General features: G+C 62.8%; 16 protein-coding genes and 1 tRNA gene. 10 read left to right on the top strand and 7 right to left on the bottom strand.

Features of this window, described 5'->3' with window-relative positions:
- The first annotated feature begins 105 nt into the window (after positions 1-105).
- From DLM46_RS28780 to DLM46_RS28795, 4 genes are all read left to right on the top strand, one after another.
- Positions 106-1353, top strand: a complete 1248-nt coding sequence (locus DLM46_RS28780) for an ABC transporter substrate-binding protein (protein ID WP_115106150.1) — start codon at positions 106-108, stop codon at positions 1351-1353.
- 207 nt (positions 1354-1560) lie between these two features.
- Positions 1561-2502 (top strand): carbohydrate ABC transporter permease, encoded by a 942-nt coding sequence (locus DLM46_RS28785; protein ID WP_115106153.1) that lies wholly within the window; start codon positions 1561-1563, stop codon positions 2500-2502.
- A complete protein-coding gene (locus tag DLM46_RS28790; RefSeq protein WP_115106155.1) occupies positions 2492-3349 on the top strand; it encodes a carbohydrate ABC transporter permease in 858 nt (285 codons plus the stop codon). The genes DLM46_RS28785 and DLM46_RS28790 overlap by 11 nt, the downstream gene beginning before the upstream one ends.
- Before the next feature lie 183 nt (positions 3350-3532).
- Positions 3533-4648, top strand: a complete 1116-nt coding sequence (locus DLM46_RS28795; RefSeq protein ID WP_115106157.1) for an ABC transporter ATP-binding protein — start codon at positions 3533-3535, stop codon at positions 4646-4648.
- A gap of 79 nt (positions 4649-4727) precedes the next feature.
- On the opposite strand, the gene DLM46_RS28800 is transcribed toward DLM46_RS28795, so the two are convergent.
- The 5 genes from DLM46_RS28800 to trxB form a co-directional block, all read right to left on the bottom strand.
- The gene (locus DLM46_RS28800; protein WP_115106159.1) at positions 4728-5648 is read right to left on the bottom strand and encodes a LysR family transcriptional regulator; all 921 of its coding nucleotides are present in this window, start codon (positions 5646-5648) and stop codon (positions 4728-4730) included.
- Positions 5649-5819: 171 nt separating this feature from the next.
- Complete coding sequence (locus DLM46_RS28805) at positions 5820-6479, bottom strand: glutathione S-transferase family protein (RefSeq protein WP_115106162.1); 660 nt, start codon at positions 6477-6479, stop codon at positions 5820-5822.
- Between the two features lie 180 nt (positions 6480-6659).
- Positions 6660-7283 (bottom strand): trimeric intracellular cation channel family protein, encoded by a 624-nt coding sequence (locus tag DLM46_RS28810; RefSeq protein WP_115106164.1) that lies wholly within the window; start codon positions 7281-7283, stop codon positions 6660-6662.
- A gap of 10 nt (positions 7284-7293) precedes the next feature.
- Positions 7294-8061 (bottom strand): Smr/MutS family protein, encoded by a 768-nt coding sequence (locus DLM46_RS28815; RefSeq protein ID WP_115106167.1) that lies wholly within the window; start codon positions 8059-8061, stop codon positions 7294-7296.
- A gap of 281 nt (positions 8062-8342) precedes the next feature.
- Entirely contained in the window at positions 8343-9341 is a 999-nt protein-coding gene (gene trxB, locus DLM46_RS28820) for a thioredoxin-disulfide reductase (RefSeq protein ID WP_115106170.1), read from the bottom strand.
- A 425-nt stretch (positions 9342-9766) separates the two neighbouring features.
- On the opposite strand from trxB, the gene DLM46_RS28825 reads away from it, so the two are divergent.
- Together DLM46_RS28825 and lolA are read left to right on the top strand one after the other, a co-directional pair.
- Complete coding sequence (locus DLM46_RS28825) at positions 9767-12082, top strand: DNA translocase FtsK (RefSeq protein WP_115106172.1); 2316 nt, start codon at positions 9767-9769, stop codon at positions 12080-12082.
- 236 nt (positions 12083-12318) lie between these two features.
- Positions 12319-13062 (top strand): outer membrane lipoprotein chaperone LolA, encoded by a 744-nt coding sequence (gene lolA, locus DLM46_RS28830; RefSeq protein ID WP_115106213.1) that lies wholly within the window; start codon positions 12319-12321, stop codon positions 13060-13062.
- A gap of 90 nt (positions 13063-13152) precedes the next feature.
- On the opposite strand, the gene DLM46_RS28835 is transcribed toward lolA, so the two are convergent.
- A complete protein-coding gene (locus DLM46_RS28835) occupies positions 13153-14073 on the bottom strand; it encodes a LysR family transcriptional regulator (RefSeq protein ID WP_115106175.1) in 921 nt (306 codons plus the stop codon).
- 161 nt (positions 14074-14234) lie between these two features.
- On the opposite strand from DLM46_RS28835, the gene speB reads away from it, so the two are divergent.
- The gene (gene speB, locus DLM46_RS28840; protein WP_115106179.1) at positions 14235-15224 is read left to right on the top strand and encodes an agmatinase; all 990 of its coding nucleotides are present in this window, start codon (positions 14235-14237) and stop codon (positions 15222-15224) included.
- Positions 15225-15305: 81 nt separating this feature from the next.
- Here the strand turns inward: speB and cytX are convergent, their stop codons facing one another.
- Complete coding sequence (gene cytX, locus DLM46_RS28845; protein WP_115106181.1) at positions 15306-16622, bottom strand: putative hydroxymethylpyrimidine transporter CytX; 1317 nt, start codon at positions 16620-16622, stop codon at positions 15306-15308.
- Positions 16623-16846: 224 nt separating this feature from the next.
- Here cytX and DLM46_RS28850 point away from each other — a divergent pair, with 224 nt between their 5' ends.
- The 3 genes from DLM46_RS28850 to DLM46_RS28860 all read left to right on the top strand — a co-directional run bounded on the left by DLM46_RS28850 (position 16847) and on the right by DLM46_RS28860 (position 19826).
- The gene (locus DLM46_RS28850) at positions 16847-18160 is read left to right on the top strand and encodes a replication-associated recombination protein A (protein ID WP_115106183.1); all 1314 of its coding nucleotides are present in this window, start codon (positions 16847-16849) and stop codon (positions 18158-18160) included.
- Positions 18161-18284: 124 nt separating this feature from the next.
- Positions 18285-19580, top strand: coding sequence for a serine--tRNA ligase (gene serS / locus DLM46_RS28855; protein ID WP_115106186.1), 1296 nt, complete (start codon positions 18285-18287; stop codon positions 19578-19580).
- 156 nt (positions 19581-19736) lie between these two features.
- Positions 19737-19826 (top strand) — tRNA-Ser (locus DLM46_RS28860).
- Positions 19827-20252 lie beyond the last annotated feature (426 nt).

A 20252-nucleotide genomic window follows, 5' to 3' on the forward strand; every position in this document is an offset into this window, starting at 1 on the left:
ACCGTGCTCGATCGCCCAGTGTTTTGCCTGTTTGAACCAACCACAGCACCCTGGCGACATCAGGGGCCATTTGTTTTTTGTTCAGGTGTCTGGAGGAGATAAGCAATGAAATTTCGCGCGATCATGGGCGCTTTGTGCGCCGCGGGTCTGATGTGTGGCGTGTCGGCTGTGCAGGCTGCCGAGTCGGTCGAAGTGTTGCACTGGTGGACTTCGGGCGGCGAATCGAAAGCCGTCGGCGTCCTCAAGGACGACATGACGAAGCAGGGCTACACGTGGAAGGACTTCGCGGTTGCTGGCGGCGCAGGTGCGGCTGCCATGACGGCACTCAAGACGCAGGTGATCTCGGGCAACGCGCCGAGCGCTGCGCAGATCAAGGGTCCGCTGATCCAGGACTGGGCTTCGCAAGGCGTGCTGACGCCGATCGACGCGGCTGCGGCTGACTGGAAGAAGAACCTGCCGCCGGAAATCGACAAGATCATGCACGCGGACGGTCACTATGTCGGCGCGCCGTTCTCGGTGCACCGCGTGAACTGGCTGTATATCAACAAGGCGGCACTGGACAAGGCAGGCGGCAAGGCGCCGACCACGTGGCCTGAATTCTTCGCCGTGGCCGACAAGATGAAGGCCGCCGGCATCCAGCCGATCGCGATGGGCGGTCAACCGTGGCAGGACCTGACGCTGTGGGAAGACGTGGTGCTGTCGCAAGGCGCCGACTTCTATAGGAAGGCGCTGGTCGACCTCGACGAAAAGACGCTGACCTCGGACAAGATGGTCGGCGTGTTCGACACGGTCCGCAAGATCCAGGGTTACTTCGACGCGGGCCGCACGGGCCGTGACTGGAATCTGGCCACGGCCATGGTCATCAACGGCAAGGCCGGCATGCAGTTCATGGGCGACTGGGCGAAGGGCGAATTCGCCAACGCCGACAAGAAGTCGGGCTCGGACTACGTGTGCGCCGCCGTGCCGGGTACGGAAAAGTCGTACACGTTCAACGTCGACTCGTTCGTGTTCTTCCAGCAGAAGGGCCAGAAGACGGCAACGTCGGGCCAACTCGCGCTGGCCAAGACGATCATGTCGCCGGACTTCCAGGAACAGTTCAGCCTGAACAAGGGTTCCATCCCGGTCCGTCTGGGCGTGTCGATGGCCAAGTTCGACGACTGCGCGAAGAAGTCGTACGCGGATGAACAGGTGTCGATCAAGTCGGGCGGCTATGTGCCTTCGCTGGCACACGGCATGGCGCAACCGGATGCAGCAGCCGGCGCGATCTCGGACGTGGTCACGAAGTTCATGAACTCGCAGCAGGATTCGAAGAGCGCGGTTGTAGCGCTCGCGAAGGCAGCGAAGACCAAGTAAGTGAAGTAGACGAAGCGGCGCGCCCAGCTGTTCAGTGAGCGGGCGCCGGGCGCGCTCTTCGGATCGCCTGCAGCGGTTGCGTCAGCGGTTGCGTTACTTCGGGCAGGAACTTCACCCCTGGTTTCATCGAGTCATACCCATGCCGTTGCGGTCGCGCGTTGTCCTGACGTGAGCCCTTGGCGGTACAGTTTCAGCAGGAGTCGAGTAGTGACTGCTTCTATCAGCGGAAACGGGAAAAACACGGCCTCCGTGACCCGCCGCGGGTCGCCGATGGCGGCCCTTGCCGATCGCTGGATTCCGAAGCTGGTGCTGGCACCCAGCGTCGTGATCAGCCTGATCTTCGTGTACGGCTTCATCGCCATAACCGGCTTTCTGTCGTTGTCCAATTCGCGGCTGATGCCACGGTATGAATTTGTCGGCCTCGACCGTTATCGCGAGCTGTTCGATAACGATGTGTTCTGGACCTCGGCGGCGAACCTCGGCTGGTTCGGTATTCCGTTCATCGGTGTCTGTATCGGCCTGGGTCTGTTCCTCGCCATCCTGCTCGATCAGCAGATCCGCAATGAAGGCGCGCTGCGCGCCGTGTTCCTGTATCCGATGGCGCTGTCGTTCATCGTGACGGGTACGGCGTGGCAATGGATCATGACGCCGAGCATCGGCCTCGAAAAAGTGTTCCACGACTGGGGCTGGACGAGCTTCTCATTCAGCTGGCTGGGGGACCCGGACAAGGCGATTTTCTGCGTCGTCGTCGCGGCCGTGTGGCAATCCACCGGCTTCGTGATGGCGTTGTTCCTCGCGGGCTTGCGCGGCGTCGACGCGGAAATTTTCAAGGCTGCGCAGATGGACGGCGCGAGCTTGCCGACCATCTATCGCAAGATCGTGATTCCGAGCATGCGTCCGGTGTTCTTCTCCGTGCTGCTGATCCTCTGTCACATCACGATCAAGACTTTTGACCTCGTCGTCGCATTGACGGCGGGTGGGCCGGGTACGTCGTCTTCGCTGCCGGCTATTTTCATGTACACGTTTTCGTTCAACCGCGGGCAGCTGGGCGTCGGCGCCGCGTCGTCGATCATGATGCTCGCCACCGTCGTGGCCGTGCTCGTGCCGCTGATGTATCTGGAATCGAGGAGCACCCGCAATGCAGCCTAAGATGACGATCAGCCGTGCCGTCATTTACGCGGCCTTGATTCTGTTTGCCCTGTATTTCCTGTTTCCGCTGTACGTGATGCTGTCCACCTCGTTCAAGGACATCGACCAGCTGCGCACCGGCAACCTGTTGACGCCGCCGTCGCACTGGACCGCCGATCCCTGGATCAAGGCCTGGAGCGGCGCCTGTACCGGCGTGCGTTGCGACGGCATGCAGCCGTTCTTCATGAACTCGGTGCGCATGGTGATTCCGGCCGTGCTGATCTCGTCGATCATCGGCGCGTTCAACGGCTACGTGCTCACGCACTGGCGTTTCCGTGGCGCCGACCCGATTTTCACGATGCTGCTGGTGGGCTGCTTCATTCCGTTTCAGGCGATCCTGCTGCCGATGGCGCGCTTCGAAGGCTTCCTCGGCCTGTCGAATTCGATAACCGGTCTGGTGGTGGTGCATGTGATCTACGGTATTGCCTTCACCACGATGTTCTTCCGCAACTTCTACGTCAGCGTGCCGGCTGAACTGGTGAAGGCGGCGCGTATCGACGGCGCGGGTTTTTTCACGATCTTCACGAAGATCCTGCTGCCGGTCTCGCTGCCGATTTTCATGGTGTGCCTGATCTGGCAATTCACGCAGATCTGGAATGACTTCCTGTTCGGGATAGTGTTCTCCGGCGTCGATTCGATGCCGATCACGGTAGCGCTGAACAACCTCGTGAACACCTCGACCGGCGTGAAGGAATACAACGTGGACATGGCCGGCGCAATCATCGCCGCCTTGCCGACCTTGCTCGTCTATATCGTCGCCGGACGCTATTTCGTGCGCGGCCTGACGGCGGGCGCGGTCAAGGGCTAAGCGGCGCAAACCATCCGGGCGCGGCGGCGTTTCCTCGGCGAAGCGCCACCGTTACCCGACAGACGTTCCTGAGAAAACGCCGGGCCGCCCCAGGTTTTCTCAGCCCCCCTCGGGGGGGCCTGGCGCGAAGTGCCAGGTTTGGGGGCGCTTTCAAGCAGTACCAGAGACAAGAGGATTCACAGCATGGCAAGCCTTTCCATCCGTGACGTGTACAAGACTTACCCGAACGGGGTGCCGGTTCTGAAGGGTGTCAACATCGACATCGAAGACGGCCAGTTCCTGATTCTCGTCGGTGGCTCGGGCTGCGGGAAGTCGACGCTGCTCAACATGATCGCCGGCCTCGAAACCGTGACCAAAGGCGAGATCCAGATCGACGGCAAGACGGTAAACAACCTGTCGCCGAAAGATCGCGACATCGCGATGGTGTTCCAGTCGTACGCGCTGTATCCGTCGATGACGGTGCGCGAGAACATCTCGTTCGGGCTGAACATCCGCAAGGTGCCGAAGAACGAACAGTCGCAGATCGTCGATCGTGTGTCGAACACGCTGCAGATCACGCATCTGCTGGACCGCAAGCCGGGCCAGCTGTCCGGCGGCCAGCGTCAGCGCGTGGCGATGGGCCGTGCATTGGCGCGCGATCCGGTGATGTTCCTGTTCGACGAACCGCTGTCGAATCTGGACGCGAAACTGCGTATCGAGATGCGTTCGGAAATCAAGCTGCTGCATCAACGCCTCGGCACGACGATCGTCTACGTGACGCATGATCAGATCGAAGCGATGACGCTCGGCGACCGCATTGCGGTGATGAAAGACGGCATCGTCCAGCAGTTCGGCGCGCCGCAGGAAATTTACGACTCGCCGGCGAATCTGTTCGTAGCCGGCTTCATCGGCGCGCCGCCGATGAACTTCATTCAGGGCAAGCTGGTGGAGCAGGGCGCGGGCGTCGGCATCGAACTGGATACGGGCGTGGCGCGCAATGTCCTGAACCTGCCTTTCGACTCCGCGAAGGTGAAGTCGCATCTTGGGCGCGACGTGGTCCTCGGCTTGCGCCCGGAGCGGATCACCGACGCGCGCGGCGCGCATGGCGACAACGCGAAGTTGCAGCCGATCGAAGTGAAGGTCGACGTGATCGAGCCGACCGGCCCGGACACGCTGGTGTTCGCCCAGGTCAACGGCAAGCGCATCGTGAGCCGGGTGCACCCGGCTTCGAATCCGCAGCCGTTGTCGAATACGACGCTGTTGTTCGATGCGTCGAAGGCGGTGCTGTTCGATCCTGCCAACGAAGAGCGGCTTGCCTGACAACCGCCGGTTGGCTGAGCGATCCGGTTTGGAAAAGCCCCACGCGTGTGAAACGTGCGGGGCTTTTTTCTTGGGGTGGCTATTGCTCGCCGGTGCTGCGCAGATCCGGATTGTTGCGCGCGAGTTCGCTCACCCAGTCGATGAACGCGCGCAGCCGTGAGCTCAGATTGCGGCGATGCGCGTAGAGAATCGACAGCGGCGTGGCTGGACTGGCGTACGACGTGAGGATCTCCCGTAGCGCGCCTTGTTCGATCAGATCGGCGACCATGAAGCGCGACGGCTGGATGATGCCGTGTCCGAGCGCGCCCGCGCTCATGTAGACCGTGCCGTCGTTCACGGCGAGCACGCTTTTCATGGTGACCTTGACGAGCTCGCCGCTGACTTGGTACTCGAACGGGAAGGTCTTGCCGCTGCGCGCGGAAACGTAGTTGACCGCGCGATGCTCGCTGAGCTCTTCCAGCGTGGTTGGCGTGCCGTATTTGTCCAGATAGGCGGGCGACGCGCAGGTGACGATCCGCGCGTTGCCGATGCGCCGCGCCACGAGACTCGACTCCTCCGGCGTACCCATGCGGATCACGCAGTCCACGCCGTCCTGAATCAGGTCGATATTGCGGTCCGCCAGCCCGAGCCGCACGTCGATCTCGGGGTATTGTCGGTAGAAATCGTCGAGCGCGGGAAGCAGCAATACGCGCGCGAGCGTGCCGGACGTATCCACGCGAATCGTGCCGCTCGGGTTCTCCCGCTTGTTCGACAGCGAGGACTCCGCGTCGGCGACCTCGGCGAGAATGCGCACGCATCGCTCATAAAACAGCGCGCCGTCGTCGGTGACGCTGACCTGGCGTGTCGAACGGTTCAGGAGCCGTACGCCGACGTGTTCTTCGAGTGCCTGGATCGTGCGGCTTACCTTGGCGCGGGGCAGGTCGAGCGATTCGGATACTTTGGAGAAGCTGTTGGCGTCGACCACACGCGTAAAGATCTCCATCGCCTCGAAACGGTCCATATCTATGCCTTGTCAGTGATTGGCGGAAGTGGTTTTGGAATTGAAGTGTATAGGCTGGCAGGATTGTTGTGGCAAGCCGCGCAAGCCGGGGCGTCCGCGTTTGCGTCCGGGTTGCGGCCCGGCCTGCGCGCGGGGCGGCGCGCCCGCAGGCGCGCCGCCGGTTCGATGCGGTCAATCCCGATCGGGTGCGCCGAGCGGGAACAGCGGGCGATAGGGGCGTGCTTCGTCGACAGCGCGCGCAAATGACGGGCGCGCCAGCAGTCGTTGCCGGTAGGCGAGCACGCGAGGGAACACTGGGCCGATGCGATGCGTCCAGTCGGCATAAAACAGGGAGGGGGCGGCACTGCAGTCGGCGAGGCTGAACGTGTCGCCGGCGGCCCATTCGCGTTCTGCCATCGTCTTGTCGAGCCAGCCGTAGGCGGTATCGAGCATCGCGCGTGCTTCGGCGACGCCGCGGGCGTCACGCTCCGTCTCGGGCCGAAGACTGTCGTAGACGATCTTTTGCTGCGGTGTGGATATGTAGTTATCGAAGAAGCGATCCATGCTGCGGACTTCGAGCGCGGCGCGGGCGTTCGCCGGAAGCAGCGCCACAGGGCCGGGATGGTACAGACCGAGGTATTCGATGATGGTGGTCGCTTCCGTCACGGTGCGGCCGGCGTCGACGAGTACAGGAAAGCGCTTGAGCGGCCACAGTGCCGCGAATTCGGCCATGATTTGCGGATCGTCGTGCAACAAAACGCGAAAATCGAATGCAGTGCCGTTTTCGTACAGCGCGATCAGGACCTTTTGGGAATACGACGAGAACGGATGGGCGTAGAGCTTCAGAGTCATCGTGATCACCTTTTCGATTGAGCAGAAGTCACGGCCGCCGGCAGGGCCGCTTTACCCGACGACGAACGACGCGGGGAGAAATCGACACCGGCGAAGTCGTTTTCTGGGCGGTGCTTCACCGCGGAGCCGCCGACGGCCCCCGCAGCGCGAAGACTTTGCCGCGCCGTAGGCAAGCAAAAATCAGTGCGGCAAGCGCACATTGAACCTGAACGTCACCAATCTCGCGAGCAAAATAAACCCGGTAGCGATCAGCACGCTATAAACCGTATCGAAATTGACGTAATCAAGCGCCACATACAACCAGCACCCGACAAAAGCACACGTCGCATACGGTCGCGAATCGCGCAAAATAAGCGGCACTTCATTGCAGAGCACGTCGCGGATCACACCGCCGAACACGCCGGTCATCACCCCCATCATCACGGACGTGAACCACGGCATCTGCGCGTCATGCGCGATCGACGTCCCGGCAATACTGAACAACCCCAGCCCGACAGCATCGGCAATCAGCAGCACACGTTCAGACAACAACCGCGAAGTCATCTTCAGCAACGTCGGCGCAAACAGCGACATCACAAAAATGGCGATCAGATAATCCTGATGCGCGACCCAATAAAAGGGCCGCCGCTCCAGCAGCACGTCGCGCAACGTCCCGCCGCCGAAGGCCGTGGCGATCGCCACCAGAAAAGTCCCCACTGCATCGAGCCGTCGCGTCTTCGCTTCGATTAATCCGGAAATCGCGTACGCGAAAATAGCCAGCGCCTCCATGATGGTCAGCGCAAGCGTCAGCCTCGGATGGATCATCGGGACTCCGTCAGGACCTGGCGTGAGCCGGCGATGCGCCCGACTGCAGCAGCACGACCACCGCACCCGCGCCGCCGTCGTGAGGGCGCGCCTGACAGAACGCGATCACCTCGGCTTTCTGCACGAGCCACGCCCGTACTTTGCCCTTTAGCACAGGCTCTTTACCGATCGACCCCAAGCCCTTGCCGTGAATCACGCGCAAACACCGCAAGCCGCGCTTCACCGATTCGCGAATGAATTCGGCCAGCGCCTCGCGCGCTTCCTCGCGCCGCATGCCGTGCAGATCGATTTGCGCCTGCACGATCCAATCGCCGCGCCGCAGTTTCCGCACGACTTCCTGACTCACGCCAGGCCGGCAATAAGACAGCGTCTCGTCGGTGTCGAGCAGCACTTCGGGGTCGAACTCATCGGAGATCGCTTCGTGCAGTACGGCTTCTTCGTCGCGTCTGGTTTGAACCGGCATCGGCGATGGCGGAGTGCGCGGTGGCGTGGCGCGTGGCGGCACGGCTAACGGCGCAACCGCGCCGATCTCGCGGCGAAACAGATCGGCATCCGCTGAGGCCTCGCGTTGCGCCGCCGCGGCTGCCGCGCGTTCGCTCTCACGCCGTTGCGCCTCGCCCTTTAATGCGTCGCGCAGCGCGCCGAGCCCGGCAAGACCCGCTGCGGGGTCGAGCTTCGGTTTGACGACGGGCGCGGCCTGCCTGGACGCTGCCGCCTCGGGCTTGGCAACGGCACGCGGGCGTTTCGGTTCGCTCGGATGAGGCTGATTCTTCGGCATATCGCTAATACACGCAGAAAAGTAGATCGTTCAAGCAACGTCGCACCCGCTGCGGACAGTGTCGCGGTGCATCGTTCAGCAGCAAGACACAAAGGGCGCAGAGCAGCGTACGCAAAGCAGCGGACGCAAAGCGAACGACGCAAAGCGAACGACGCAAAGCGAACGACGCAAAGCGAACGACGCAAAGCGAACGACGCAAAAAAGGCCGCTGGCTTGTCAGCCGCGGCCTTCGATACAGCAAGCGGCCGGGCCACGCCCAACCGCTATTTTACCGTCGCTGATCAGCGCTCGGCTTCCGCGCTCATCACGTGCTCGCCGATCTCTTCGATGGTTTCCAGATAGCGTTGCGCATCGAGCGCGGCCATACAGCCGGTGCCCGCGCTGGTGATCGCTTGGCGATAGATGTGATCCTGTACGTCGCCCGCAGCGAACACGCCCGGCACGCTGGTGGCCGTTGCAAAGCCGTTCAGGCCGCCTTTGGTGATGATGTAGCCGTTCTTCATCTCCAACTGGCCAGCAAAAATGTCCGTGTTCGGCTTATGGCCGATCGCGACGAACAGGCCTTGCAACGCGATATCCGTGGTTTCGCCGGTTTGCGTGTGCTTGATGCGCAGGCCGGTCACGCCGGATTGATCGCCGGTCACTTCGTCGAGCGTATGGTTCCACTTGATTTCGACAACGCCTTCTTTTTCCTTCGCGAGCAGGCGGTCGATCAGGATCGGCTCGGCGCGGAACTTGTCGCGGCGATGGATCACGGTCACCTTCTTTGCGATGCCCGCAAGATAGAGGGCTTCCTCGACCGCGGTGTTGCCGCCGCCGATCACGGCCACATGTTGTTGCTTGTAAAAGAAGCCGTCGCAGGTGGCGCAGGCCGACACGCCTTTGCCCATGAACGCTTCTTCGGACGGCAGGCCGAGATACTGCGCCGATGCGCCGGTCGAGATGATCAGCGAGTCGCAGGTGTATTCGCCCGAATCGCCGATCAGGCGGATCGGCTTCTCATCCAGCTTGGCTGTATGGATATGGTCGAAGATGATTTCGGTGTTGAAGCGCTCGGCGTGCTCCAGAAAGCGCGTCATCAGTTCCGGGCCTTGCACGCCATTGGCGTCCGCCGGCCAGTTTTCGACGTCGGTTGTGGTCATCAGCTGGCCGCCCTGGGCGAGACCCGTGACGAGCACCGGCGACAGGTTGGCGCGCGCCGCGTAGACCGCAGCCGTATAGCCGGCGGGGCCGGAACCGAGAATCAGAACCTTGGCGTGTTTCGTGGAAGATGCGGGCATGATCGAAATCCTTATACGGCGCCGGGCTCGCCCATGCGAGGCCGCGCGACTTGAGCTGAAACTGTAGTTGGGTATCAGCGCGCCATTATAAAGGCCGGCAAGCCGGCCTGCTCCATGAAGCTTTCCGATCGCCGCGATAGCCTGCAGGCATTCCGCGGGCATTCTTCATACGCCCTTTCAGGCACGCGCAGGGACGCTCAGACATTCGCCGGCATCTTCAGGCACGCCGGGGCGGCCGTTGCCTGGCTAATCGGCCAAGCGGCCAAGCGGCCAAGTTACCGTCATTTACAGCCTGGCATCCGGCACTGCGTTTACAATATCCCGGATCGAAGTCCCCGGTAGCCGGGACCGGGCCTGAAGCCGCGCGGGGCGCCGCTTGGGCCGCGACTCTTGGCCGCGAATTGGCCACACAAGCAACAGGATCAATGGCAAAAGCTCCCTATTCCGCGAGCGCGCAGGCATTGCCGCACCGCATGTCGCGCCTTTTCACCGAAATCCGCTGGATCTTGCAGGTGGCGCTCGGCGTATTCCTGCTGATGGCGCTCGTCAGCTACAGCCGGCGCGATCCGAGCTGGACGCACGCCGCGCAGGTCGACCATATCGCCAACTGGGCGGGCCGCGTCGGCGCATGGACGTCGGACATCTTGCTGCTGCTGTTCGGGCTGTCCGCCTACTGGTGGATCGTGCTGCTCGGGCGCCATATCTCCGCCAATTACCGTCGTATCACCCGTAACGAGGATCTTCAGGAGGACACGCCGCGCGACGCCGGCTGGCTCGCGGACGCGTTCGCCTTCGTGCTGGTGTTGCTCGCCTGCGACGGTATCGAAGCGTTGCGCATGTGGTCGCTGAAAGTGCAGTTGCCGCGCGCGCCGGGCGGCGTGATCGGCGAGGCGGTGGCGCGCGGGGTGTCGCACGCGCTGGGCTTCACGGGCGGCACGTTGGCGCTGCTGATCGTGCTCGGGATCGGGTTGTCGCTGTATTTCCGTTTTTCCTGGCTGTCGGTGTCGGAAAAGCTCGGTGAATCGATCATTTCGGCGGTCACGTTCGCCAAGCTGCGCCGCGAGGCGGGCCGCGACCGTAAATTGGGCGAGGCCGCGGCGGTCAAGCGCGAAGGCAAGGTCGAAAAGGGCCGTGTGCGGATCGAGGAGCACGAGCCGGTCATGATCGTGCCGCCGGTGGTCACGCCGGCCAAATCGGAACGGGTCGAGAAAGAGCGGCAAGTGCCGCTGTTCACGGACCTGCCGGGCGATTCGACCTTGCCGCCGATCTCGCTGCTCGACGCGGCGCCGGCCGCGCAGGAAACCATTTCCGCCGACACGCTCGAATTCACGTCGCGGCTGATCGAGAAGAAGCTCAAGGACTTCGGCGTCGAAGTGAGCGTGGTCGCAGCCTATCCCGGTCCGGTCGTCACGCGTTATGAAATCGAACCGGCCACGGGCGTGAAGGGCAGCCAGATCGTCGGTCTGGCCAAGGACCTGGCGCGCTCGCTGTCGCTGGTGTCGATTCGCGTGGTCGAGACGATTCCGGGCAAGAATTTCATGGCTTTGGAGTTGCCGAACCAGCGCCGTCAAACTGTGAGCCTCTCGGAGATTCTCGGCTCGGCGGTGTATGCGGATGCGGCTTCGCCGCTGACCATGGGCCTCGGCAAGGATATCGGCGGCAAGCCGGTGTGCGCCGACCTCGCGAAAATGCCGCACTTGCTGGTGGCCGGCACCACCGGTTCGGGCAAATCGGTGGGGATCAACGCAATGATCCTGTCGCTGCTCTACAAGGCGAGCGCCGATCAGGTCCGCATGATCCTGATCGATCCGAAGATGCTCGAAATGAGCGTCTACGAAGGTATTCCGCACCTGCTGTGTCCGGTGGTCACGGACATGCGCCAGGCCGGTCACGCGCTGAACTGGGCGGTGGCCGAAATGGAGCGCCGCTACAAGCTGATGAGCAAGTTGGGCGTGCGCAACCTCGCCGGCTACAACAACAAGATCGACGAAGCCGCGAAGCGCGAGGAGAAGCTGCCGAATCCGTTCAGCCTGACGCCGGACGATCCGGAACCGCTCACGCGCCTGCCGAACATTGTCGTCGTGATCGACGAACTCGCCGACCTGATGATGGTGGTCGGCAAGAAGGTCGAAGAGCTGATCGCGCGGATCGCGCAGAAGGCGCGCGCGGCCGGCATCCATCTGATTCTGGCCACGCAGCGTCCGTCGGTGGATGTGATTACCGGGCTGATCAAGGCCAACGTGCCGACGCGGATGGCCTTCCAGGTGTCGTCGAAGATCGATTCGCGCACGATTCTCGACCAGCAGGGCGCGGAATCGCTGCTCGGCATGGGCGACATGCTGTATTTGCCGCCGGGCAGCGGCTTGCCGGTGCGCGTGCATGGCGCGTTCGTGTCGGACGAGGAAGTGCACCGCGTCGTCGATAAGCTCAAGGAGCAGGGCGAGCCGAACTATATCGAGGGCATTCTCGAAGGCGGTGTGACGGGCGAGGGCGACGAAGGCTCCGCGGGCGCCGGCGGAACCGGCGCTGGCGACGGCGAGTCGGACCCCTTATACGACCAGGCGGTCGATGTGGTGCTGAAGAACCGCCGCGCGTCGATCTCGCTGGTGCAGCGGCATTTGCGCATCGGCTATAACCGCGCGGCGCGCCTGCTCGAGCAGATGGAGAACTCGGGTGTGGTGTCGGCGATGTCGTCGAACGGCAACCGCGAGATTCTGGCGCCGGCACGGGAAGCGGAATAAATCCAGTCGAACGGGCTTGGCGACATCAGCCTGGCGAAATCAGCCTGGCGCCACGAGCCGGCGGAATCGGCCGAGGCGGCATAAGCGTGGTTTAAGAGTCGTTGCTTAAGCTGATTCCCAAGGGTTCGCGCTTTGGGCTTGCCGACCTGGCGATCGCCGTTCATCGTGCGCCGGCCGGATCCTTGGTTACCGGCCGCCGGAACCGCCAAACAAATTCAATCAAGGGAGAAAACACCATGCAGCCATTCGCGCAGCAGCACGCTCGACAGCGTGCCCAGTCCAGCCGTTTCGGCCAACTCGCTCGTACGGTCGTGCGGGGCGTCGGCTGTGTGGCGATCGGCGCGTCGATGCTCGTCGCGTCGCAGGCATTCGCGAGCGGCACCGAGCAACTGAAGGCGTTCGTCGCGCAAGTCCACTCGGCGCGCGGCACCTTCGTGCAGCAGGAAGTGCGTGCGCCGAGCAAGGCGCAGCAGGGCGCAAGCGGCGCGAGCGGGGTATTGTCGACGGGCGGCGGCAAGAGCGGCACGTCGAGCGGCACCTTCACGTTCGCGCGTCCCGGCAAGTTCATCTGGCAATATGAAAAACCGTATGCGCAACTGCTGCAAGCCGACGGCGACAAGCTCTACGTGTACGACAAGGATCTGAATCAGGTCACGGTGCGCAGCCTTGGCGGCGCGCTCGGCGCGAGCCCGGCCGCGATCCTGTTCGGCAGCAACGATCTGGACAAGAACTTTACGCTGCGCGATGCGGGCGTGAAGGCCGGCATCGATTGGCTCGAACTCACGCCGAAGGCGAAAGACACGCAATTCCAGCGCGTCGGCATCGGCTTCAAGGATGGCAATCTCGAAGCGATGGAATTGCACGACGTGTTCGGCAACGTCACATTGCTGACGTTCTCCAACATTCAGAAGAACCCGCCGTTGCCGGCGGATGCGTTCAAGTTCATCGTGCCGAAGGGCGCGGACGTGATCAACGGATAACCCGCACAGCTGGCTACGCAATGAAAAAAAGTCCGCGCATTCAGTGAATGCGCGGACTTTTTTGTTCGCGGCATGTGCTGTGCGGTACGGTTACTCATCCGCTTCCGGAGCCTGAACTGGATGCGCGGCCTTCATATCGTCGATAAACGCCTCGACGATATCGGTGCGATGCTGCCGCGCCCGCGTGACCATATGAAACGCGACGCGGTAACGCATCCTGGCCGGGTTCAACGCGGCAAGCAAACCTTGCTTGACGAACGGCGCCGCAAAATGCCCCGGCAAATAGCCGAGATGATGGCCCGACAACACCAGCATCGCGACCGCTTCCATGTTGTCCGCGACGGCGGTGACGTTCTGCGGCGTGGTAGCGCTCTCTGCCTCGGGCAACGGATAACTGCGCCACGCCCATTCGTGAGCCGCGGCTTCAGCGGGCGACACCTCACCGGCCGACGTGAACAAAGGATGCCCTTTCGCGCAATACGCGAACTGATCTTCGGCGAACACTTCGGTGTATTCGAGCGACGGTACGCGGTGCCAGAAATAGCCGATGCCGATCTGAATCCGGCCATTGAGCAGCAGCTCTTCCAGCTCGCCCGGCGAGCGGACCCGAATCGAAAAGCGCACCGACTGATCGCGCGCGCGAAACCGGCCGATCGCGTCGCTGATGCGCGCGCTCGCCGATACTGGCGTGTGGCCGATCATGCCGATATCGAGCGTGCCGACCAGCTTGCGGCCGACATTGCGCGCCTGCATGCCGAAGGTATCGACGGCGGACAACAGAGCGCGGGCCGCGTCGATGAACTGCTCGCCGCGCGCGGTCAGACTGAAGCCGCCGCGGCCGCGCTCACAGAGCCGGTAGCCAAGACGCGTTTCCAGCGTGGCGAGCTGGGTGCTGATGGTCGACTGGCCGACGTTGAGCGTCGCCTGGGCCGGCGAGACACCGCCGGCGTCGACGATGGCAAGGAAGACGCGGATCAGGCGCAGGTCGAGATCGGTGAGTTGGGAGAACATGCGTCAAGATACATCGTTAAAAATCGATGTTAAGTTTATTCTGTTCGTATTTTAACTTCGAGGAAACTGCTCAAGAATCGAGATTCGCCCAGCGAGGTGCGTTTCCCTTCAGCCGTTTGCACCCTATTGGCTTAGTGCCCCTTTTTCATTGCCGAGACACGATGAATACTTCCTCCTTCATTTCCCCCGACGCCGGCGAACGGCCCCAACCGCTGTCCGGCAACGTGATGCCCCGCTGCGGCGGCATCGCGACGATGATGCGGCTGCCGAACGTCGGCTCGGCCGAAGGGTTCGACGCCTGTTTCGTCGGCGTGCCGTTCGATCTCGGCACCTCGAACCGCACCGGCGCGCGCTTCGGGCCGCGCCAGATCCGCAGCGAATCGGTGCTGCTGCGCCCGTACAACATGGCCACGCGCGCCGCGCCGTTCGATTCGCTGCGCGTGGCCGACATCGGCGACGTCGCGATCAATCCGTACAACCTGCACGATTCGATCAAGCGCATTGAAACCGCGTACGACGAAATTCTGCAGTACGGCTGCAAGCCGATCACGCTCGGCGGCGATCATACGATCGCACTGCCGATCCTGCGCGCGATTCATCGCAAGCACGGCAAGGTCGGCCTGATTCACGTCGACGCGCACGCCGACGTCAACGACACCATGATGGGCGAGAAGATCGCGCACGGCACGCCGTTTCGCCGCGCGGTGGAAGAGGGTTTGCTGGATTGCGACCGCGTCGTGCAGATCGGTCTGCGCGGCACCGGCTACGCCGCGGAAGATTTCGACTGGTGCCGCGATCAGGGCTTCGAAGTCGTGCAGGCCGAGGCGTGCTGGAACCAGTCGCTCGCGCCGTTGATGGCGCGCGTGCGCGAACGGATGGGCGACGCTCCGGTGTACATCACGTTCGATATCGACGGGATCGATCCGGCTTTCGCGCCGGGTACGGGCACGCCGGAGATCGCCGGTTTGACAGTGCCGCAGGCGCTGGAAATCATTCGCGGCTCGCATGGTTTGAACATTGTCGGCTGCGATCTGGTCGAGGTGGCGCCGCCCTATGATCCGTTCGGCACGACCGCGTTGCTCGGCGCGAATCTCGCCTTCGAATTGCTGTGCGTGCTGCCGGGTGTCGAATATCGCCCCTCCACGCGTTGAACTGACGAACGTTGATGCTGCGTAAAAGGAAAAGGCCTGCATTTGCAGGCCTTTTCTGTTTGTCGCGGCGACTTTTAAAACCTAGGCGTAGGCAGTCTTTCGAGCCGATACGAACGCCAGATAACACACTGCGCCGATCGCAAGTGCGGGCAGCGTTGCGCCGAGATTCGGCAGCCATTGATTGATTGCCTGATACGCGGCGATCCCGATCGCCCACGCGGCGAACGCGCTCAGATGCCAGCCTCCCGAGAAGCCATAACGGCCGCGCACGTCGGCAAGAACGGCGGCTTCAATACGACGCTTGCGCACGATGAAGTGATCCACCAGCACCACGCCGAACAACGGCGCGAACACCGAGCCGATCAGCAGCAGGAAGTTCTGATACTTCGCCATCGGCACCAGCACCGCGATCAGCGTGCACAACGCGCCGAACGCCGCCGACAACCAAGGCACGCTGCCGCGCGTCCAGAACGTGCCGGTCGAGACCGCTGCCGAGTGGATATCGGCGAATGCGTTGTCGACTTCGTCGATCAGGATCAGAAGCAGCGCGAGACCGCCGCCGGCTTGCGCAAGCGCGCCGGTGAGCAGCGCATCGCCGCCGCCCGCCGCGAGGCCGTAGATCGCGCCCAATGCGTAAAACCAGATGTTGGCGATGCCGTAGCCCAGCAGCGTGCCGCGGAAGGCTTCGCCGGGGCGCTTGCCGAAGCGCGTGTAGTCGGCGATCAGCGGCAGCCACGACAGCGGCATGGCGACCACCAGGTCGATTGCGCCGCCGAACGGCATCTCGCCCGTGCCCGGACGGCGCATCAGCGCGGCCAGATCGTGCCTGGCCAGCAGATTCCACGTGAGCCACGCAGCGCCCGCCAGCAACAGCCAGATGCCCCACGTGCGCAGGAAACGCCGCACGAACGAAAGCGGGCCGCTGATGGCCAGCAGCGTCGCGAGCAAGCCGAAGATGGCGGTCCAGATCAGCGGCGTCGAGAAACCGAAGGCCTGCTTGGCGAGCGCATCGGCGGAATCGCGCATCACGATCACTTCGAACGAGCCCCAGCCGACCAGTTGCACCGCGTTCAGCACGGCGGGCACCGATGCGCCGCGCACGCCGAGCGTCGGCCGCAGCGACGACATCGCCGCGAGCCCCGTATCCGTGCCGATCACGCCGGCCAGCGCCAGCAACACGACGCCGATCGCACTGCCGATCACGATGGCCGCCAGCGCATGCGGCAGCGACAGGCCCGGCACCAGCAGCGCGCCCGCCTGCGCGACCAGCAGGCCGATGCCGAGAGAAAACCATAGTGCGAATGCGTCGCCCGTGCGGAACGCGCGACGCGCGTCGGGCACCGGCGTGAGCGGTGCGTAGGTGGAACCGGCGTTGCCGGCGAGTGGATCTTGTGCCATCTAATCGTGTCCCTGTTTGACGTTGCTTCCGATGTTGTCTGATTTTTTAGCCGGATTTGCCGCGCGAACGCGGCAGCCCGATCCGCGCGCCCGTCGCCCTGGCGCCGTCACTGTCATAATGCGGGACGTTGCCCGCACCTTTGCGTGCCGGCTTTGCTCATCCGGCAGCACGCCGCCTTCGTACGGACTGCGTCCGGAAAAGCCGAGATTATCCCCAAAACGTCATGTTTGAAGAAACCCGTGCCAATGTTCCGCTCGCCGAACGCCTGCGGCCCCGCAATATCGACGAAGTGATCGGCCAGACACACCTGCTCGGCCCGAACAAGCCGCTGCGGGTCGCATTCGAATCCGGCGAAGCCCATTCGATGATCCTCTGGGGCCCGCCCGGCGTCGGCAAGACCACGCTCGCGCGGCTCATGGCCGATGCGTTTCACGCTGAGTTCATCGCGTTGTCCGCGGTGCTTTCCGGCGTGAAGGATATCCGCGAAGCCGTCGAGACCGCGCAGATTCATCGCGCGAACGGGCATCAGACGCTGGTGTTCGTCGACGAAGTGCATCGCTTCAACAAGAGTCAGCAAGACGCGTTCTTGCCGCACGTCGAGTCGGGTCTCTTCGTGTTCGTCGGCGCGACGACCGAGAATCCGTCTTTCGAGGTGAATAGCGCGTTGCTCTCGCGGGCCGCCGTCTACGTGCTGAAAAGCCTCACCGACGAAGAGCAGCGCGAATTGCTCGAGCGCGCGCAGCAAGATCTCGGCGGCCTCACGTTCACCGACGAAGCGCGCGACGCGCTGATCGGTTCCGCCGACGGCGACGGCCGCAAGCTGCTCAATAACCTCGAAATCGTCGCACGCGCGGCCTCACAGCAGAAGACCACGGAAATCGACGGCGCCTTGCTCGGCAGCGCGCTCGCGGAGAATCTGCGCCGCTTCGACAAAGGCGGCGACGCATTCTACGACCAGATCAGCGCGCTGCATAAATCGGTGCGCGGCAGCAGCCCGGATGGCGCGCTGTACTGGTTCTGCCGGATGCTCGACGGCGGCGCGGACCCGCGTTATCTCGCGCGACGCATCGTGCGGATGGCGTGGGAAGACATCGGTCTGGCCGACCCGCGCGCGGCCCGTATCGCACTCGATGCCGCCGAAACCTACGAGCGCCTCGGCACGCCCGAAGGCGAGCTGGCGTTGGCGCAGGCGATCATCTACCTGGCGGTCGCGCCGAAATCGAACGCTGGGTACAACGCCTACAACGAGGCGCGCCGGTTCGTCAGCAAGGACCAGTCGCGCGGCGTGCCGGTGCATCTGCGCAACGCGCCGACCAAGCTGATGAAGGAACTCGGCTACGGTCACGAATACCGCTATGCGCATGACGAACCGGATGCGTATGCGGCCGGCGAAACCTATCTGCCGGACAACATGCGCGAGCCGCATTGGTACGAGCCGACGCCGCGCGGTCTCGAAGGCAAGATCGGCGACAAGCTGGCGCGTCTGGCCGAACTGGACGCGCAGTGGCGCAGCGGGAACAAGTCTAAAAAGGGCTGACCTTTTTCGCGGCGCGTTCCGCGGCCGCGGCCGCATCGCGCGGGCCTTGACCATCTAACGCACCGGCCGCTCGCGCCGGTGCGCTAAAATCCCACCTTCATACAACGAACACCCGCCCCATCCCATGCTCGACATTCAGCTGCTGCGCAAAGACCTCGACGGCGTCGCGAAGCGCCTCGCCGACCGCGGCTATACCCTCGACGTGGCGGCGTTCACCGCGCTCGAAGCGGAACGCCGCGACACCCAGACCCGTACCGAAGAAATGCAGGCGCGCCGCAACAGCCTGTCGAAGCAGATCGGCGCAATGAAAGGGCGGGGCGAGGATACTTCGGCGGTGATGGCAGAAGTGGGCGGTCTCGGCGACGCGATGAAGGCATCGGCGGCTCAGCTCGACGATATCCAGAAGCGTTTGTCCGACCTGCTGCTCGGCGTGCCGAACCTGCCGCACGAAAGCGTGCCGGCGGGTAACGACGAAGCCGACAACGTCGAAGTGCGCCGCTGGGGCACGCCGCGTCAGTTCGACTTCGAGGTGAAGGATCACGTGGATGTCGGCACGCCGCTCGGCCTCGACTTCGAGACCGGCGCGAAGCTGTCGGGCGCGCGCTTCACGATGCTGCGCGGCCAGATTGCACGGCTGCACCGTGCGCTCGCGCAGTTCATGATCGACACGCATACTCAGCAGCACGGCTACACGGAAATCTACACGCCGTACATCGTGAATCCGGAGATTCTGTACGGTACCGGCCAACTGCCCAAGTTCGCCGACGACATGTTCCGCGTCGAGAAGGGCGGTGGCGAGAACACGGTCACGCAGTATCTGATTTCGACGTCGGAAATTTCGCTGACGAACACGGTGCGCGACAGCATCGTCGAAGCGAGTGCGCTGCCGATCAAGCTGACCGCCCATTCGCCGTGCTTCCGCTCGGAAGCGGGCTCGTATGGCCGCGACACGCGCGGCATGATCCGCCAGCATCAGTTCGACAAGGTCGAGATGGTGCAGATCGTTGCGCCGGAAAGGTCGTATGACGCGCTCGAGCAGATGGTCGGCCACGCCGAGACGATCTTGCAGAAGCTGGAGTTGCCGTACCGCGTGATTACGCTGTGCACCGGCGACATGGGTTTCTCGGCTTCCAAGACCTATGACCTGGAGGTTTGGCTGCCCGCGCAGAATACCTATCGCGAGATTTCGAGCTGCTCGAATACGGAGTCGTTCCAGGCGCGCCGGATGCAGGCGCGCTATCGCAATGCGCAGGGCAAGCCGGAGCTGGTGCATACGCTGAACGGTTCGGGTCTGGCGGTTGGCCGGACGCTGGTGGCGGTGCTGGAGAACTTCCAGAACGCGGATGGCTCGGTCACGGTGCCGGCGGCGCTGCGGCCTTATCTGGGTGGCGTGGAACGGCTGGAAGTGGCGGCTGCTTGATGCCGTCGCTGCCGTGATTCGATTGACCGGCCTCTTTGAAGATTTTTGTCAGAGGGGCTTGGAAATCGGATTCAGCTGTTCTATAATCTTTCTCTCCCAAGCAACGACCCGCTTGGATCTGACGAAACAGCCTCGTTGTTGTGAGTTGGAAAACCCGGAAAGGTGGCAGAGTGGTCGAATGCGCTGGACTCGAAATCCAGTGTACCTTTAGGGGTACCGTGAGTTCGAATCTCACCCTTTCCGCCAGAATTGTTCAAAAAACCCCGTAGATTCAACGATCTGCGGGGTTTTTTGTTTTTTGACTCACTAATCGATTATCAATTCGTAGTGCGTCCGTGAACGCCCACTCAACTCCTGCGCTATTGGGCAGTAGATTCAGATCGGGAGCGTATGCCCTCATATAAGCCTGCATTGCAGGCTTCACAAGCAGGTTGGGTATCTACCCAGCATGAAATCTGTTAATTCGTGTCATGAAGCTGCCTTGAAATCGAGCAGGGCTGATATGATCAAACAAGGGTTTATCTCTTTGGTATCCGGTCAGCTCGCCGTAAATAGCCTATCTGTATTTCATTAAGTCTGTGGCATGTCACCGGAGCGTGCCAGTGGCATCGAGAACTCGTACCGGGGTGGACATTGCCGGTAAATCGATCGACTGCCAGGTCACAAAAACCC

The organism is Paraburkholderia lacunae (genome assembly GCF_003353175.1).
Taxonomy (GTDB): domain Bacteria; phylum Pseudomonadota; class Gammaproteobacteria; order Burkholderiales; family Burkholderiaceae; genus Paraburkholderia; species Paraburkholderia lacunae.

Coding starts and splice junctions, on each gene's coding strand:
- cytX (WP_115106181.1), bottom strand. CDS start 16,622: ATGGCACAAGATCCACTCGCCGGCAACGCCGGTTCCACCTACGCACCG.
- serS (WP_115106186.1), top strand. CDS start 18,285: ATGCTCGACATTCAGCTGCTGCGCAAAGACCTCGACGGCGTCGCGAAG.
- DLM46_RS28805 (WP_115106162.1), bottom strand. CDS start 6,479: ATGACTCTGAAGCTCTACGCCCATCCGTTCTCGTCGTATTCCCAAAAG.
- DLM46_RS28835 (WP_115106175.1), bottom strand. CDS start 14,073: ATGTTCTCCCAACTCACCGATCTCGACCTGCGCCTGATCCGCGTCTTC.
- lolA (WP_115106213.1), top strand. CDS start 12,319: ATGCAGCCATTCGCGCAGCAGCACGCTCGACAGCGTGCCCAGTCCAGC.
- DLM46_RS28800 (WP_115106159.1), bottom strand. CDS start 5,648: ATGGACCGTTTCGAGGCGATGGAGATCTTTACGCGTGTGGTCGACGCC.
- speB (WP_115106179.1), top strand. CDS start 14,235: ATGAATACTTCCTCCTTCATTTCCCCCGACGCCGGCGAACGGCCCCAA.
- DLM46_RS28815 (WP_115106167.1), bottom strand. CDS start 8,061: ATGCCGAAGAATCAGCCTCATCCGAGCGAACCGAAACGCCCGCGTGCC.
- DLM46_RS28825 (WP_115106172.1), top strand. CDS start 9,767: ATGGCAAAAGCTCCCTATTCCGCGAGCGCGCAGGCATTGCCGCACCGC.
- DLM46_RS28795 (WP_115106157.1), top strand. CDS start 3,533: ATGGCAAGCCTTTCCATCCGTGACGTGTACAAGACTTACCCGAACGGG.
- DLM46_RS28850 (WP_115106183.1), top strand. CDS start 16,847: ATGTTTGAAGAAACCCGTGCCAATGTTCCGCTCGCCGAACGCCTGCGG.
- trxB (WP_115106170.1), bottom strand. CDS start 9,341: ATGCCCGCATCTTCCACGAAACACGCCAAGGTTCTGATTCTCGGTTCC.
- DLM46_RS28810 (WP_115106164.1), bottom strand. CDS start 7,283: ATGATCCATCCGAGGCTGACGCTTGCGCTGACCATCATGGAGGCGCTG.
- DLM46_RS28780 (WP_115106150.1), top strand. CDS start 106: ATGAAATTTCGCGCGATCATGGGCGCTTTGTGCGCCGCGGGTCTGATG.
- DLM46_RS28790 (WP_115106155.1), top strand. CDS start 2,492: ATGCAGCCTAAGATGACGATCAGCCGTGCCGTCATTTACGCGGCCTTG.